At 70.4% G+C, this 15085-nt stretch carries 14 protein-coding genes and 1 tRNA gene; 4 read left to right on the forward strand and 11 right to left on the reverse strand.

Annotated features, from left to right (window positions below; translation table 11 throughout):
* Positions 1-158: 158 nt before the first annotated feature.
* Entirely contained in the window at positions 159-809 is a 651-nt protein-coding gene (locus tag ACIODU_RS27945; RefSeq protein ID WP_356428955.1) for a hypothetical protein, read from the reverse strand.
* Between the two features lie 47 nt (positions 810-856).
* Between ACIODU_RS27945 and ACIODU_RS27950 the strand changes: the two genes are divergently transcribed.
* On the forward strand, positions 857-1045 hold the full coding sequence (locus tag ACIODU_RS27950; protein ID WP_005319466.1) for a DUF5703 family protein: 189 nt from the start codon (positions 857-859) through the stop codon (positions 1043-1045).
* Positions 1046-1150: 105 nt separating this feature from the next.
* Here ACIODU_RS27950 and ACIODU_RS27955 read toward each other — a convergent pair whose 3' ends face one another.
* From ACIODU_RS27955 to ACIODU_RS27965, 3 genes are all read right to left on the reverse strand, one after another.
* The gene (locus tag ACIODU_RS27955; protein ID WP_401770853.1) at positions 1151-1945 is read right to left on the reverse strand and encodes a chaplin; all 795 of its coding nucleotides are present in this window, start codon (positions 1943-1945) and stop codon (positions 1151-1153) included.
* Positions 1946-2095: 150 nt separating this feature from the next.
* Complete coding sequence (chpH, locus tag ACIODU_RS27960) at positions 2096-2329, reverse strand: chaplin ChpH (protein WP_356428961.1); 234 nt, start codon at positions 2327-2329, stop codon at positions 2096-2098.
* 163 nt (positions 2330-2492) lie between these two features.
* Complete coding sequence (locus ACIODU_RS27965) at positions 2493-3869, reverse strand: M20/M25/M40 family metallo-hydrolase (RefSeq protein WP_401770856.1); 1377 nt, start codon at positions 3867-3869, stop codon at positions 2493-2495.
* 168 nt (positions 3870-4037) lie between these two features.
* Between ACIODU_RS27965 and ACIODU_RS27970 the strand changes: the two genes are divergently transcribed.
* Positions 4038-4125: transfer RNA gene (locus ACIODU_RS27970), tRNA-Leu, on the forward strand.
* 116 nt (positions 4126-4241) lie between these two features.
* Here ACIODU_RS27970 and ACIODU_RS27975 read toward each other — a convergent pair.
* From ACIODU_RS27975 to ACIODU_RS27985, 3 genes are read right to left on the reverse strand one after another with little or no spacing between them, the layout of a single operon-like run.
* On the reverse strand, positions 4242-5015 hold the full coding sequence (locus ACIODU_RS27975) for a hypothetical protein (RefSeq protein WP_401770859.1): 774 nt from the start codon (positions 5013-5015) through the stop codon (positions 4242-4244).
* Positions 5002-5163, reverse strand: coding sequence for a hypothetical protein (locus tag ACIODU_RS27980; RefSeq protein ID WP_401770861.1), 162 nt, complete (start codon positions 5161-5163; stop codon positions 5002-5004). Before ACIODU_RS27980 ends, ACIODU_RS27975 begins: the two co-directional genes overlap by 14 nt.
* Entirely contained in the window at positions 5160-6461 is a 1302-nt protein-coding gene (locus tag ACIODU_RS27985) for a hypothetical protein (RefSeq protein WP_401770864.1), read from the reverse strand. The genes ACIODU_RS27980 and ACIODU_RS27985 overlap by 4 nt, the downstream gene beginning before the upstream one ends.
* A gap of 327 nt (positions 6462-6788) precedes the next feature.
* Here ACIODU_RS27985 and ACIODU_RS27990 point away from each other — a divergent pair, with 327 nt between their 5' ends.
* The gene (locus ACIODU_RS27990; RefSeq protein WP_401770866.1) at positions 6789-7451 is read left to right on the forward strand and encodes a lysophospholipid acyltransferase family protein; all 663 of its coding nucleotides are present in this window, start codon (positions 6789-6791) and stop codon (positions 7449-7451) included.
* A gap of 151 nt (positions 7452-7602) precedes the next feature.
* On the opposite strand, the gene ACIODU_RS27995 is transcribed toward ACIODU_RS27990, so the two are convergent.
* Positions 7603-11037 (reverse strand): CARDB domain-containing protein, encoded by a 3435-nt coding sequence (locus ACIODU_RS27995; protein ID WP_401770868.1) that lies wholly within the window; start codon positions 11035-11037, stop codon positions 7603-7605.
* A gap of 229 nt (positions 11038-11266) precedes the next feature.
* Positions 11267-12139 (reverse strand): DMT family transporter, encoded by an 873-nt coding sequence (locus ACIODU_RS28000; protein ID WP_401770871.1) that lies wholly within the window; start codon positions 12137-12139, stop codon positions 11267-11269.
* Positions 12140-12308: 169 nt separating this feature from the next.
* Between ACIODU_RS28000 and ACIODU_RS28005 the strand changes: the two genes are divergently transcribed.
* A complete protein-coding gene (locus ACIODU_RS28005) occupies positions 12309-13250 on the forward strand; it encodes a pseudouridine synthase (RefSeq protein ID WP_401770874.1) in 942 nt (313 codons plus the stop codon).
* On the opposite strand, the gene ACIODU_RS28010 is transcribed toward ACIODU_RS28005, so the two are convergent.
* Together ACIODU_RS28010 and ACIODU_RS28015 are read right to left on the reverse strand one after the other, a co-directional pair.
* The gene (locus ACIODU_RS28010) at positions 13235-13882 is read right to left on the reverse strand and encodes an MBL fold metallo-hydrolase (RefSeq protein ID WP_401770876.1); all 648 of its coding nucleotides are present in this window, start codon (positions 13880-13882) and stop codon (positions 13235-13237) included. The two genes, ACIODU_RS28005 and ACIODU_RS28010, sit on opposite strands and share 16 nt — an antisense overlap.
* A complete protein-coding gene (locus ACIODU_RS28015) occupies positions 13882-14967 on the reverse strand; it encodes an S-(hydroxymethyl)mycothiol dehydrogenase (RefSeq protein ID WP_401770878.1) in 1086 nt (361 codons plus the stop codon). Before ACIODU_RS28015 ends, ACIODU_RS28010 begins: the two co-directional genes overlap by 1 nt.
* Between the last annotated feature and the right edge of the window lie 118 nt (positions 14968-15085).

Below are 15085 nucleotides of genomic sequence, written 5' to 3' on the forward strand. Positions count from 1 at the left end.
GGCCAACTGAACGACCCGTTGAACGCGCCGTAAAACATGCAGTCCGGACATACGTACCTCCGGAGGCCCCGCCCCCCGTCACCACGACAAACCCAAGCCCGTCCGGCGATTGAGGACAAGCAGTAAGCGCAACCAAAAACCGGCGCCCGCGCCAAGCGCTACGCCTCCTGCTCCTCCAAATCGTCCAGGTCCGCATCCAGATCGTCCTCGTCGAACACCGCGCTCACATCGAACCGGCACACCACCTGCTGCGGATCCGCGTGGTCGAACGGCGCGCTCAGCCACTCCCCCGGCTCCGGCAGCTCCTCCGCCGCCGCCACCCACAGCGTGGAATCGCCCTCCTCGAGGCCGAATTCCTTGTGCCGGGACGCGATCTCGTCCGGTTCGTACTCCCCGAAGAGCACCCCGAGCGCGGCGTGCACACTGCTGCCCACCACCGCCCCGGTCCCGTCGTCACCCTCCACGTCGGCGATGCGCTGCGCCTGCGCGAGCAGCCGCTGTGGCTCCGCCACCGCGTAGTCGCGCCGGATCAGCACGCTGAGGGCGTTCGGCTCCTCGGGTCCCGCGTATGGCGGAAGCGAGTCGTCCGGATCTGGGATCTCGAAGGGAGTGACCTCGTCGTACCGGTGGTAGAGCCGCTCGTCGTACACCTCGGCGGCGACGGCGAGGGCGTTGAAGGCCTCGGACACCGCCGGGTCGTCCTCCCCCGTGCGGTGTTCGACCGCCGCGAGGTGGCGGTCCAGGGCTACCTTGACCGCCTCGGCGGCGGCACGTACCTCGGCAGCGGTGGGCTGCGCAGCATCAGACATAGAGCAGACGCTATCCGTACGAGGGCTCTGGCCGCACAATAGATGCGATGCCGGAATACGAATTTGTCGACGTGTACGTGCCGCGCGGGGTCTCCCGCAAGGAAGCGACCCGTCTGCTGACCGACCACGCCGAGTACGGACACTGGGAATTGGACCGTCTGAGCCTGCATCGGGACGGCAGCCGCAGAGTGCGGCTGCGCCGGCGCATCATCCGACAGGTCCGCGCCACCTGGTGACGACGACGGAGCGGGCCCCGCTGCTGCGAGGCCCGCCCCAGGCATGTCCGTACACGTCGGCGTACGCGTCTCCGCGCGCGTCCGTCCGTGTCCGTGTTCGTGCCGCTACGCGCCGGTACGGGACCGGGTACGGGCGCGGCGGTAAAGCACGCCGCCCGAGAGCAGCAGCCCCGCACCGACCGGAATCGCCGTCCCGAGCCCGCCGGCACCCGTGTGGGCCAGTTCGTCGGTGAGGGCGGGCGGCGCGGCGATCTGCGGCTTTGGCGCGTTCGGGACGGATGGGGTGTGCGCGGCGGGCGGGACCGTGGGCGTGACCGGCGGGGTGGGCGCGGTCGGCTGCACGGGCTTCGCCGGGCCCGGCGGGGCGGGCTCCGGCGAGTCGTTCTCGCAGTCGTTGCCGAAGACCGGATTGCCCAGGCCGACGGCGGTGACGCCGAGGCCACAGACGTTCACGGGGACGTCGATCAGGATCTCGACGGTGTTGCCCGAGCCGACGCCGGGCGAGCCGCCCGTACCGCCGCCGGCATGCGAACCGCCGTTCGAGCCGCTGCCGTGCGAGCCCCCGCGCGGCGGGGTGGTCTCCGGGCCGTCGTCGCCGTAGCCGCCGCCGTGCCGGCCGCCCGTACCGTTGCCGCCCTTGCCGCCGTGACCCTGGTCCGACACGTTGGCGCACCTGTTGCCGAACGCCGGATTGAGCACACCGATGACGTTCACGGTGTTCCCGCACGCGTTGACCGGGATGTGCACCGGGACCTGGACGTTGTTCCCGGACAGGACGCCCGGGGAACCGGTCGCGGCCCCACGGGCTCCCGAGTCGGCGTGCGCGTAACCGCCGCCGAGGACGATGACGCCGCCCGCGGCCGCCACGGTGATCAGGCCTTTGCGCGTGACCTGTCTCATAGCTTCTGCTCCCTGCCTTCTGCGTACCGGATTGCCCCAGGGCTTCGGTGCCGGGGCGGGGATGCCCAGCGGCCCCGGAGTGCGTGGCGCGCACTCCGGGGCCGCCCGGGCTCAGACCCTTACGGGTTGAGGAACGTCAGTCGTTCCACGTCACTGGTTGATGCAGGTGTTGCCGAAGGCGGGGTTCAGCAGCCCGATCACGGAGACCGTGTTGCCGCACACGTTCACCGGAACGTGGACGGGCACCTGGATGACGTTGCCCGAGGCCACGCCCGGCGAGCCCACTGCGGCACCCTGGGCACCGGCGTCGGCGACGGCCATGCCCGCACCCGCGAGCACCAGACCACCGGTGGCAACCGCAGCGGCGACGATCTTCTTGATCATGTATTCCTCCTTGTTGGCAATGCGGTCCCGACCACAGACCGCACACCAGTAACGAGAAGGAGCCATTCAGGCTACGAGCGTATCGTCGCATTCACTCTTTTCAGTCAAGTGCGCACGTACGGGCGATTCCTGGCGTTACATCAACTGTCGTCTCAGCTGTCGCTCAGCTGTTGTCGATGAACCGGTCGAGTACGCGCACCCCGAACTGGAGGCCGTCGACCGGCACCCGCTCGTCCACCCCGTGGAACATGCCGGCGAAGTCCAGCTCCGGCGGCAGCTTGAGGGGGGCGAAACCGAAGCCGCGGATGCCGAGGTCGTCGAAGGACTTGGCGTCCGTACCGCCCGAGAGCATGTAGGGGACGGCCCGCGCGATCGGGTCCTCGGCGGCGAGCGCGTTCTGCATCGCCTCGACCAGCGCGCCGTCGAAGCTGGTCTCCAGCGCCTTGTCCCGCTTGACGGTCTCCCGCTTGACCCGGGGGCCGAGGAGCCGGTCGACCTCGGAGAGGAACTCCTCCTCGTACCCGGGCAGGAACCGGCCGTCCACGTGCGCCACCGCCTCGCCGGGGATCACGTTCACCTTGTACCCGGCGTTGAGCATGGTGGGGGCGGCGGAGTTGTTGAGGGTGGCGCCGATCATCTTGGCGATGCCGCCGAGGCGGACCAGCGTGGCCTCCATGTCGTCGGGGTCGACCGTGAAGCCGAACGCGTCGGACAGCTCGTCCAGGAAGGACCGTACGGACTTGGTCACCCGCACCGGCCACTTGTGCCGGCCGAGCCGGGCGACGGCCTCGCACAGCTCCGTGACCGCGTTGTCCTTGCTGATCATCGAGCCGTGGCCGGCGGTGCCCTCGACGGTCAGGCGCATCCAGTTGATGCCCTTCTCCGCCGTCTCGACCAGGTAGAGCCGCAGATTCTCGTTGACGGTGTACGAGAAACCGCCGACCTCGCTGATCGCCTCGGTGACGCCCTCGAAGAGGTCCGGGTGCTTGTCGACCAGGAAGCGCGCCCCGTACGTACCGCCCGCCTCCTCGTCGGCGAGGAAGGCCAGCACGATGTCGCGCGGGGGCTTGCGGCCGCTGCGCAGCCGGTCCCGTACGACCGCGAGGGTCATCGCGTCCATGTCCTTCATGTCGACGGCGCCCCGGCCCCAGACACAGCCGTCCGCGACCTCCCCGGAGAACGGGTGGTGCGTCCAGTCGTCGGCGTTGGCGGGGACCACGTCGGTGTGCCCGTGGATGAGCAGGGCGGGCCGGGAGGGGTCCTCGCCCTCGATCCGGGCGACCGTGGAGGCGCGGCCGGGGTGCGACTCGAAGATCTTCGGTTCAAGGCCCACCTCGGCGAGCTTCTCCGCGACGTACTCGGCGGCGGCCCGCTCCCCGGGTCCCGAGTGGTCGCCGTAGTTGCTGGTGTCGATCCGGATGAGGTCACGGCAGAGGTCGACGACCTCGTCCTCGCCCGAAACGGTTGTGCCCGAGCTCGACTCGCTCACGCTGCTCACTCCCACGGTCGTTGCTGGTGGTCCTCCTGATACTCCCCCCATACTCCCGCGCCGGAGCCCCCGCCCCAAGGGCGGACCCGGCCGCCGCACCGGCTGACACACGCCTGTCACACGGACCTGCCGGCCGGATCGCCCGGTGATCGGGCACCCCCGAATGTTTGCTATGGTTTTCCACGTCGGAACGGCCCTGGGCCGCCCGGCGGACACCCGGTCCGGGTGGCGGAATGGCAGACGCGCTAGCTTGAGGTGCTAGTGCCCTTTATCGGGCGTGGGGGTTCAAGTCCCCCCTCGGACACCAGGGGCAGTTCATATAAATGCCCTGATCGGCTTCACAGAACTCCCAGCACGGACTCGTCCGGGCCGGGAGTTTTTTGTGGGCCGACCGACGCGGGGACACCGGCCTACCGGCGGCGATCAGCGGAACACGGCGATCGGGTGTTCCAGGACGGTCTCCCCGGTCGCCGGGTTCCAGCTCGTGACCTTGCCCAGACACCGTGCCTGGAACTGGCCCGACGGTAATTGTTTGTCGGCGCTGCGCAGCCTGTCGGCCCGCAGCACGACGCGCAGGTGCGCGGTGCGTTGGCCGTCGCGGTACGCCGCCCGCATGATCCGGGTCTTGTCGTCGCCGCCGGGGAGCGATTCGAACTTGGCCTCCACCATGACGAATTCGCTGATCTCGCTCAAAGGTACACCGTCGGCGTGACCCTCGTCCGGCTCACGGCGGGCGAGTTCACGGACGAGGGCGCGGTTCGGGGTGAAGGTGGCGGAGCGCAGGCGGACGTGGACGATGGCGTCCTCGCGTTCGAACACCGACAGCAGCATGCCGACCACCGAGATCGGTTCGCTCTCCTGGATGTAGGAGACGAACACCTCCTGGCTGCTGTCCCTTTTCGCGGTGAACCAGGACACGACCGGCAGACTCGCCCAGAGGCCCACGCTGCGGCTGCGCCGCTCTTCGACCGCCTTCTCCAGCGCCGCTGTGTGGTTGCCGAACTTGTAGTGGTCCTCGACGGCTTCGTCATCGAGGTACAGGGGGCTGTAGCTGGCACGCCCGAGACGCCGGCGCCGGCGCGCCGACAGCCGGCGCACGGCCAGCGCGGCGAGCGTCACGAGGCCGGCGGCGGCCGCCAGCCACCAGGCCATCCATCCCCACCACGCACCCCACCACTGGGCCTCAGTGACAGCCACGGATCTCCTTCAAGGCAGCGGGCGGGAACGGCGCGAGCGGTTCCGGCTCCTGCACGACCGGCCGGCCGGTGACCGAGGTGTCACCCGCGTCGTCGCTCGGACGGTGGCCGGCCTCCGGACGGATCCCGAGGTGGTGGTTTCTGGTCACGGCGCCTCCGTACCGGTCGCCCGCGGCACGGGGGCGCAGTCGCCGACGAGTTCGACCATCCGCTCGAACAGCGGGAGCTGGGGAAGGACCGCCTTGGTGTCGTCCTCCGACAGCGCCGGTACCTGGATGTGGTGCTCCGACAGGAAACGGGTGAGGGCTTCGCCGGCGGAGTTGCTGGCGGAGTTGTCGTCGGCGCCCACCCGGAAGCCGAGTTCCATCGCGCGTCGTCGCAGTGCGGGATCGTCGGTGACGAGCCGGCCGAGCCGGTCGCCCTCCGGGGTGAGCGCGATGAGCTGTGGTTCGGTGACGAACCGCGTCGAGGGATAGAGCAGGACCCGTTCGTCGTCGACCCGGCCCGTCCGCGCCTCGGCCCGTATCTGGTGGGCGAGGAACTGGTGCTCGTAGATGACCGAGATCGGGGAGGTGCTCCTGCCTTCGGGCGACACGTACGTCCTGTTCTTGTCCGAGGCCGGCATCCCCTGGCCGTTGAGGAGTTCTTTGATGTCCCGGGCGAAGGCGTCGGCCTCGGCGGCCGAGCGGGGGATCCCGCCCCCGCGCCTGTCCGCGTGCGGGCCCACGGTGTGATCCACATAGGAGACGAGTCCGAGGTAGGTGCCCGCGGAGTTGGACTCGCAGATGTGTGAGGTCTGGGCCAGGACCCTGTTGTCGTTGTGTGTGCCGCCGTGCTTCTGGAGTCCGAGGTCGTTCCAGCGCGTGCCCGCTCGCGTCACACCGAGGAACTTCTTCATGTCCAGGCGGTAGTAGAGCGGTTCGGCCCCGGCAGGGGCGCCTGTCAGTGGCTCTGCGATCGCGTGGTCGGCGAGTGTCTGCGCGTACTCGCGGTAGGTGGCGAGGACGATCGGGCTGACGAAGGGACGGTACGCCGTCACCGGGCGGCCCTCGGTGGCCCGCTTACGGGTGATCTGGTCGGAGGCGGGCTGCCCGGAAGGGAATACGACGTCGTACCCTTCGTAGCTCTGAGCGGCGATCTCGCGCGAGCCCATGCGGGTGATCCGTACCCGGATGCCGTGCCGGACGAGCAGCCGCTGGACCTCGGGGTCCCCGAAGTAGTCCGCCTTGGAGGCCATCTTGGCCTCGATCGTCACGATGCGCTGGAACGGCAGAGCCGCATGGCCGTTGATCAGGACAACAAGGGTCCAGACGGACGTGAGCAGGGCGATCCCCCGCGGCAGCAGGCGGCGTACCCGGCCGCGACGCGCCGGGGCGGGACCGCCGACCCGTAAGACGGGTTCGTCGGTCCGAGGGGTCCGGTCGGTCTCGGCTCTGTGGGTGGCCACGAGGCCTCCTGGAGGAAACGGGCGGTCAGTCTCTCTCTTTCGGAAGACTCGGGAATGTCTTTTCGAACAACAGGGCGTAGCGGAATGAAGAACTCCCGGGGACGGACAACAACACGCGCCCGGAAGCGAATTGACGTCGACCGGATCGCGTGGCGTGACGGCGGAGCCATCACGACCATACCGCTGTCGGGCGAGACGAAAGGCCGGGCAACCGGTGGGCCGGACTTGCTCTCGCGCGGGCGTACAGGACGAATGAGTAGGGACACTCAGGCGCGCCGCGGGCTCGTCGGTGACGATGAGGGTCGTCTCGATGAACAGGAGAAGCGCATGCTCAGCCGACTCGCCAGTCGTGTGGTCCCCGCCTTCGGGCAGTTGACGGTCACCGCCGACGACGGGGCCGGGCGCCTCCCCGTCGGCATCGTCGTCGCCAACCACAGCTCACTCGCGGATCCGGCGATCGTCCTGGCCGCGCTGCAACGCCTCGGGACCCGGCCCGTGGTGATGGCGGCCGCCGGCCTCTGGCGCGTACCCCTGCTCGGCCGGGTCCTGGCCCGGGAGGGGCACATCCCCGTCCACCGCGGCGATCCCCGGGCGGCCCGGGCGCTCGACCTCGCCGCGGAGGCACTGGAACAGGGCCGGCACATCCTCATCTACGCCGAGGGCGGGCTCCCCGACCGCCGGGACGCGGCGGACGCCGCGCCGGGTACGTTCCGTTCCGGGCTCGCCCGGCTCGCGCGGCGGACCGGCGCGCCCGTCATCCCGGTCGGCCAGGCCGGTGCGCGACGTGTCGTCTCCGGCTCGGCCGTCAAGCAGGTCGCGGGACTGGCCACCGCGCCGCTGCGGCGCCCCCGCCTTCACGTCCACGTCGGATCTCCGCTCCTGCTCGACGGCGACGGGCCGTTGGTCACCACCCAGGCCCACTTCGCCGTCACCGCGGCCTGGAAGACGGCGGTGACGCGGCTGGGGGAACCCGCGGCACTGGCCGCCTGAACCGCGAACGGGACCTTCGACTCAGTGGTCTTCCGTTCCGCCAACCAGGACCTGGCCAGCCCTGATGTGGCGTCGGACGCCGGCGAGCGGGCCCGGAGAGGTTTGTCTCTCTCCGGGCCCGCCGCCTTCGTGGTGCTGTGCGGTGTGTCGGTTACCGGTTCGCGCGGCCCCAGGCTCGGGTTGCTGTGGTGCCGCCCGTGATGACGAACTGGGATCCCGGCTGGGTGACGATGTTGCCGTCGGCCGAGTTCGTGATGGTCACGTTCGTCAGGGTCGCGCTGCCTCGGGCGCCGCTCATGGCGAGGATGCCGGCGCCGTTGTTGGATTTGTCGATCTTGACGTTGTTGATGACGACGCCGGGCACGTTGCCGCCGCCGGTCTTGAACTGGATGCCGTCGAAGGTGGAGTCGTAGATGTCAGTGTCCCGGATCGTGACGCCGGGGATGTCCCTGCTCTGGGCGAAGAGCGTGATGGCGCCGAACTCCTGGTCCTCGTTCCAGAAGGCTCCGCCGGTGCGGTACAGGCCGTTGTTGGCGATCAGGGTCTGACCGGTGAAGGGCAGGGGGTCGTGGTCGGTCGCCAGCATGATGCCGGGGTAGTTGGCGGTGTCGTACACGAGGTTGTTCTCGATCTTGTTGCCGTAGCCGCCGTAGACCGCGATGCCCGTGGCCCGCCAGGGCAGTTGGATCGTGTTGTTGATGAACTGGTTGTCGTGCGCGACGTCGACCGAGGTGTCCTTGACGTACCGGTTGGCCCAGACCGCCAGGGAGTCGTCGCCGGTGGTGCGGAACGAGGAGTTGAACACCTTGGAGTTCCGCGTGCCGTTGGTGAAGTTGATCCCGTCGGCGTACGTGTCGCGGATACGCATGCCGGTGAGCTCCAGCCCGTCGGCGGGGCCCCACAGCTCCGGGATGTTGTCGTAGTCACGGCCGACCCAGACACCGACGTTGGCATGCTCGATCCAGACATTGGCGATCTTGGTGTTCTTGCCGAAGCGGCCGTTCAGGGCGACTCCGCCCTCAGCGCCGCCCGGGCCGCCGCGGATCCGGCCGGAGCCGAAGATCGCGATGTCGGAGATCTGGGTGTTGTTGTCGATGTCGAAGCCGAAGTTGCCCTCGTGCGGGTGGTTGATGCTGCCCACCGCCAGGTGCGGCTCGGTCAGTGTGTAGAGCTGGGAGTGCCACATGCCCGCGCCGCGGATGGTGACGTTGCTGATGCCGACCTGGTTGTACTGCCCGCGGTTCAGCGGGTCGTCGGTCAGGATCTTCTTCTCCTGGCGCCACTGCCCCACCGGGATCCACACGCAGTCGATGACGTCGGTCTGGTTGTCCGTCACCGCCCGCTGGATGGCGGCCGTGTCGTCGATGCCGTCGTCGGGCACCGCGCCGTACGCCGTGATCGAGGTGCACTCCGCCGGCTTGCTCGTCGGCGGCGCGACCTGCTCCAGGTCGATCAGGTCGATGATGTAGAAGGACGCGGTGTCGCTCGCGTCCCGCTGGAGCTTGAACTTGGTGCCTGCCGGATACGTCGTCGACAGCAGCGCGTTCGACTCGTCGAAGAGCCTCCGGGCGTCGGCCTGCGGGGTGTTGGTCAGGGCCTCGGGGCCGTCCGTGTCCCCGTACAGCCAGCTGTGCTTCGAGGAGAAGGTGAGCTTCCTGACGAACGTGTCGTTGACGTAGAGGCCGATGGTGGCCTCGATGCCGCCGCCGTTCGCCGCGTCCGGGATGGAGTTGCGGACCACGATGGAGTTGGTCGGCACGGTGGAGGTGAACTCCACGAACTGGCCGGTGCTGTTGAGGCGTACCGACTTGCGGCCCGAGGACTCGGTGGCGAAGTTGGTGTGCCCGAAGGTGCGTTCGGCGTCGGTCTCCAGCAACGTGCCCTGATACCGGCCGGCTTCGGCCTCGTACTCGGTGTACGGGACCGCCGCGCCGCGCCCGACCACGATGGACCGGGAGAACGCGTTGTTGGTCTCGTTGGTCTCCGTGACGACGTTGGTGGCGTCGGCGGTGGCCACGAGGGTCGCGCCGCCGCTGGTGGCGGTCCAGCTGCCGTTGACGCTCACGTTGGCGGTGGCGCCGGCGGCGATCGACGGGGTGTTGGTGTTGAGGGTCGTGCCGCCGACCGCGAGGCGGGTGACCGTGGTGGCGCCCGACGCGGTGGTGCCGCGGTTCTTCACCGCCACGGTGAACTGCACCGGCGCTCCGACGGCCGGGTTGGCCGGGGTGGAGTCGATGCTGAGCACCTGGAGGTCGGGGCCCGGGGCCTGGCCGACGACCAGCTGCGCCGTCGCGGCGAAGCTGTTGTTGTTGTTGTCCTGCTCGACGACCGTGTCGGTCGGGTCGACCACGGCGGTCACCCGGTAACTGCCCTCGGAGCGCTTGCCGACGGCGACGGGCACGGTGGCCGAGGCGCCCGCGGCGAGCGCGCCGACCGGGGCGCTGCCCGCGACGGCGCCGCCGACGCTGACGTTGACGGTGGTCGCCGGGGAGGCGGCCGTACCGGCGTTGCGTACGGTCGCGTTGACCGTGGTCGTGTCGGTCTCCACCGGTGCGGCGGGGGTCCACGTCAGCGCGGTGACGGTCAGGTCCGGGTTGGGCGCCGGGACTCCGATGACCTGGATCTCGGCGACCTGGCCGCCGCCCGCCCCGGTGTTGCCGAAGATCTGGAGCTGGAGGTCGGAGACGCGGCCGGTGACCGGGATCGTCACCGAGTTCTGGTTCGTCGCCGGGTTGAAGGCGTAGTCGGCCCGCGCCTTGAGCGACGTGAAGCCGGCGGCGCTGTAGGCGCGTCCGAGGACCTGGATGCTCTGGGTCCTGGGCCCCCACGCGGAGTCGGGGTTGAGCTTGACCACGACGGAGCTGAGGTCGGCGTCGGCGCCGAGCTTCACGGTCAGGTTCGACGGCTGCCCGTTGGACTCCCAGTACGTGGCGAGGTTGTTGTCGTTGGCGTTGGCCGCGACGAACGAGAAGACCGAGGAGTTCGCCTCGACGGCCTTGCCGCGTGCCAGGTTGGTGCCCGTGCCCGGGTCGGGATCGGGGCCGGGACCCGGGTCGGTGGCGGCCGGGCCGTACACCGCCAGCTCGGAGACCTGCGCGGCGGGCCAGCCGGTGTTCCCGGTGATGTTCACCCGGACGTACCGGACGCTCGTCGAGGTGAAGTCGATGGTGACGGTGTTGGCCGAGGCCGGGGAGAACGCCCGGGCCGCCGAGGCGGAGAGGGTGCTGAAGGTCGTCCCGTTGGTGCTGCCCTGTACGGCGACGGCCTGGGTGCGCGCCTCCCACGTCGTCGGCAGTTTGAGGACCACCTGGTCGACGGCGACGGCGCTGCCGAGGTCGGCCTGGACCCAGCCGGGGAAGCCGTTGTTCGGCCCTTCCCAGTACGTCTGCTGATTGCCGTCCGTGACGTTGGCGGCGGGGTGGCTGCCCTCGGACCCGCTCGCCGAGGCGGTCCGGCCGGCGGCGACGTTGGGGCGGTCGGCCGCGGTGGCGGTGGTGGTGCCGGAGAGAGGTATGAGCCCGAAGGCGATCAGGCCGGCCATGACCAGGCCGGTGATCCACCGTCTGCTGAGCTGCGTTCGTTTCATGGGTCCTCTGTCTGTCGGAACGAGAGAGTGGGGGGCCGCGGGAGGGGGGCCTGCGGGTCGGACTCTTGCCACGAAGTTGCGAGGAGCTTCTGAAAAAATTGAGCCACTTGCACAGTTTTTTGCGAGTCACAGGTTCCAATCGTGTCACCAGTTTGTCAACGGTTTACACACGACGATCAATTGGGCAGCACGGCGGACGGCCAGGCGTCGGCCCGGCGGAGAGAGGATGTCAGCGCACGCGGGACGTGGGCGGGGCGGTGCCCGACGCCAGGGGTGAGCGGGCCAGTTCGACACAGCCCGCGGTGATCAGGGCGACGCCGATCAGCTCCGGGATCAGCCACCAGCCGGTACGCACGTTCTCGCCGAACAGCGTGACCCCGTACGTGATGCTGATCAGCGCGTCCCCGAGGGTCAGCATCGGCTGGGACGCCACCAGAGATCCCGCCTGGAGCGCGTTCTGGAGGAGGAAGAGCGAACCGATCCCGGCCGCGGCGGTCGCGTACAACTGCCAGGCGGAGAGCAGCGCGACGACGCCCGAGCCGTCCTCGATCCGGGACACGGCGTCCTTCAGCAGCGCGGCGGTCAGCGCGTAGCCGACGGCGGCGGCGAGTCCGAAGAGCGCGGCGCGCGCGTTGCCCCTGACCCGCTGCGCCGCGCCGATCAGCACCGCCTCGAAGCCCAGGGTGATGATCAGCGCCGGGATCCAGGAGAGGCCGTCCACGGTCTCGCTGCCCCCGCCCGGCGACGCCGAGCCCAGTCCGACGGCCAGGCCGACGGTCACGGCGGCGACCCCCAGCCACGCACTGCCCGGCAGCCGGGACCGGAAGACGTAACTCGCGATCAGCAGCGTCACGGGCAGCTCGATGACGAAGATCGGCTGGACCACGGCGATGGCGCCGGTGGCGAGCGCGATCGCCTGACAGACGGCGGCCACGATGACCAGGCCGATGCCCGCCAGCCACACCCGCTGCCGGAGCAGGTGCCTGATCAGCGAGAAGTGGAGGGCGTCCGAGTCGGGCACCGTGGACGCGGCGCGCCGCTGGAGCACCGAGGCGGAGCCGTTGCTGATCGCGGTCAGGACGGCGAACAGGACACTGATCACCGGTCCATCATGCGGGCGGCCGGCGCGGGATCCGCTCTCATCCCGGCCGGGGACGCGAGGCGTGGGCCGAACGGGCTACCCCCGGGTCGGTAGGGTGGGGAGCCCCGTGCGACCGGCGCCGCCCGGAGTCGTGAAGGACACCGCCCGGGCCGGGAAAGGGGTGGGATCCGTGGGGCACCGGCATCGCACCCCGCCGCCCTCCCCCCTGCCGCAGCGCGAAGGGGTCGACGCGGTGCGGCTGCGGCTGCCCGCCGATCCCGGCGGGGCGTGGGAGTCGGTACGGGACCATCTCGTGGCACGGTTCGGAGCGGCGATCGGTACGGAGCGGGTCGACGCGATGTTCCGCGAGGGGCGTGTGGTGGGCGTGGACGGGCCGGTCCGCGCGTCGGAGCCGTACACCGCCGGGCGGTATCTCTGGTTCCACCGCGACTTCGCGCCCGAGGAGCGGGTGCCGTTCGAGGTGGGGATCGTGTACCGGGACGAGCGGATCCTCGTCGCGGACAAGCCGCACTTCCTGGCCACCACCCCGCGTGGTTCGCACATCACCGAGACCTTGCCGGCCCGGCTGCGCCGCGCGTGGGAGCTGCCGGAGCTCCAGCCCGCGCACCGCCTCGACCGGCTGACGGCCGGGCTGGTGCTGTGTGTCGTACGGGCCCGGGACCGCGGCGCGTACCAGACGCTGTTCCGGGACCGGGCCGTCCGCAAGGAGTACGAGGCGGTCGCGCCGTACGACCCGGCGGTGGCGCTTCCCGTCACCGTACGGAGCCGGATCGAGAAGGAGCGCGGGGAGCGGGCGGCCCGGGAGGTCCCCGGGGAGCCCAACAGCGAGAGCCGGGTCGAACTGCTGGAGCACCGGGGCGGGTTCGGCCGGTACCGGCTGCTGCCGGCCACCGGCCGCACCCATCAGCTGCGGGTCCACATGAACGGCCTCGGGCTGCCGCTCCTGTACGACCCGCTCTACCCGGTCGTACGGGAGGCCGCGCCCGACGACTACGCGCGGCCGCTGCAACTCCTCGCGAGCGTGCTGGAGTTCACCGATCCGCTGACCGGTGAAGCGTTCCGTTTCACGAGCGGGTCGCGCCTGCTGCCGCCCGCTCAGTGGCCGCGCTGAATCCACTCCTCCAGGTGCGGGGCCTCGGCGCCGATCGTGGTCGGGTCGCCGTGGCCGGTGCGGACCGCCGTCTCCGGGGGCAGCGCGAGGAGCCGGTCGCGGATCGAGTCGATGATCGTCGGGAAGTGCGAGAACGAGCGGCCGGTGGCGCCGGGGCCGCCCTGGAAGAGCGTGTCGCCGGTGAAGACCGTCGACAGCGCGGGGGCGTACAGGCAGACCGCGCCCGGCGCGTGGCCGGGGGTGTGGAGCACGGTCAGCGTGATCCCGCCGACGTCGAGCGTGGCGCCGTCGGTCAGTTCGCCGTCGGGGGCCCGGTCCGGGTGGGTCTGCTTCCACAGCGGCAGGTCGTCGGGGTGGAGCAGGATCGGCGCGCCGGTCGCGTCGGCGAGGGCGGGGGCCGCGTCGATGTGGTCGTTGTGGGCGTGGGTGCAGACGACGGCGCGCAGCGTACGGCCGCCGAGGGCGGCCTCGATGGCGGCGGCGTCGTGCGCGGCGTCGATGACGATCGCCTCGGAGTCGTCGCCGACGATCCAGACGTTGTTGTCGACGTCCCAGGTGCCGCCGTCGAGGGAGAAGGTGCCGGAGGTGACGAGGTGGTCGACGCGGGCGCCCGAAGCGGCGGAGGCGGTCATCAGAACACCACCACCGAACGCAGCGCGTCGCCCTCGTGCATCCGCACGAACGCCTTCTCCACGTCGCCGAGTTCGATGGTCTCGCTGACGAACGCGGCGAGGTCGATCCGGCCCTGCTGGTGGAGGTCGATGAGCATCGGGAAGTCCCGGGAGGGCAGGCAGTCCCCGTACCAGGACGACTTGAGCGAGCCGCCGCGGCCGAAGACGTCCAGCAGGGGCAGTTCGAGCTTCATCTCGGGCGTGGGGACGCCGACCAGGACGACGGTCCCGGCCAGGTCCCGTGCGTAGAAGGCCTGTTCGTACGTCTCCGGGCGGCCGACGGCCTCGATGACGACGTCCGCGCCGAAGCCGCCGGTGAGTTCGCGGATGGCCTCGACGGGGTCGGTGGAGCGGGAGTTGACGGTGTGGGTGGCGCCCATCGTCCTCGCCGTCTCCAGCTTGCGGTCGTCGATGTCGACGGCGATGATCCGGGCCGCGCCGGCGAGCCGGGCGCCGACGACGGCGGCGTCGCCGACCCCGCCGCAGCCGATGACGGCGACCGTGTCGCCGCGTCCGACCTGGCCGGTGTTGATCGCGGCGCCGATGCCGGCCATCACCCCGCAGCCGAGGAGGCCCGCGACGGCGGGTGACACACCGGGGTCGACCTTGGTGCACTGGCCGGCGGCGACGAGGGTCTTCTCGGCGAAGGCGCCGATGCCGAGGGCCGGGGAGAGTTCCGTGCCGTCGAGGAGCGTCATCTTCTGCGTCGCGTTGTGGGTGTTGAAGCAGTACCACGGCCGGCCGCGCAGACAGGCCCGGCAACTTCCGCAGACCGCACGCCAGTTGAGGATCACGAAGTCGCCGGGGGCGACATCGGTGACGTCGTCGCCGACCGACTCCACGATCCCGGCGGCCTCATGGCCGAGGAGGAAGGGGTAGTCGTCGTTGATCCCGCCCTGCTTGTAGTGCAGATCGGTGTGACAGACACCGCACGCCTGGACCTTCACCACCGCCTCACCGGGGCCGGGATCGGGGACGACGATGGTCTCGATCCGCACCGGCTCGTTCTTGCCGGGGGCGACGACCCCTCGCACCTGCTGCGCCATGGAACAACCCGCTTTCCTCGTACACCGCGAACGACTCTGTCCGGGACCTACTATCTCGCGTCGGGGGCGGTGGGGTGAGGGGGCGGGGGCAGGAGGCGGGAGCGGCCGGGAACGGGGA

Source organism: Streptomyces sp. NPDC088261, assembly GCF_044740805.1.
GTDB lineage: Bacteria > Actinomycetota > Actinomycetes > Streptomycetales > Streptomycetaceae > Streptomyces.

Bases quoted from the DNA above. Each gene is read 5' to 3' on its own strand.
- ACIODU_RS27945 (WP_356428955.1), bottom strand. From the start codon at position 809: ATGTCTGATGCTGCGCAGCCCACCGCTGCCGAGGTACGTGCCGCCGCC.
- ACIODU_RS27950 (WP_005319466.1), top strand. From the start codon at position 857: ATGCCGGAATACGAATTTGTCGACGTGTACGTGCCGCGCGGGGTCTCC.
- ACIODU_RS27955 (WP_401770853.1), bottom strand. From the start codon at position 1,945: ATGAGACAGGTCACGCGCAAAGGCCTGATCACCGTGGCGGCCGCGGGC.
- chpH (WP_356428961.1), bottom strand. From the start codon at position 2,329: ATGATCAAGAAGATCGTCGCCGCTGCGGTTGCCACCGGTGGTCTGGTG.
- ACIODU_RS27965 (WP_401770856.1), bottom strand. From the start codon at position 3,869: ATGGGGGGAGTATCAGGAGGACCACCAGCAACGACCGTGGGAGTGAGC.
- ACIODU_RS27990 (WP_401770866.1), top strand. From the start codon at position 6,789: ATGCTCAGCCGACTCGCCAGTCGTGTGGTCCCCGCCTTCGGGCAGTTG.
- ACIODU_RS27995 (WP_401770868.1), bottom strand. From the start codon at position 11,037: ATGAAACGAACGCAGCTCAGCAGACGGTGGATCACCGGCCTGGTCATG.
- ACIODU_RS28010 (WP_401770876.1), bottom strand. From the start codon at position 13,882: ATGACCGCCTCCGCCGCTTCGGGCGCCCGCGTCGACCACCTCGTCACC.
- ACIODU_RS28015 (WP_401770878.1), bottom strand. From the start codon at position 14,967: ATGGCGCAGCAGGTGCGAGGGGTCGTCGCCCCCGGCAAGAACGAGCCG.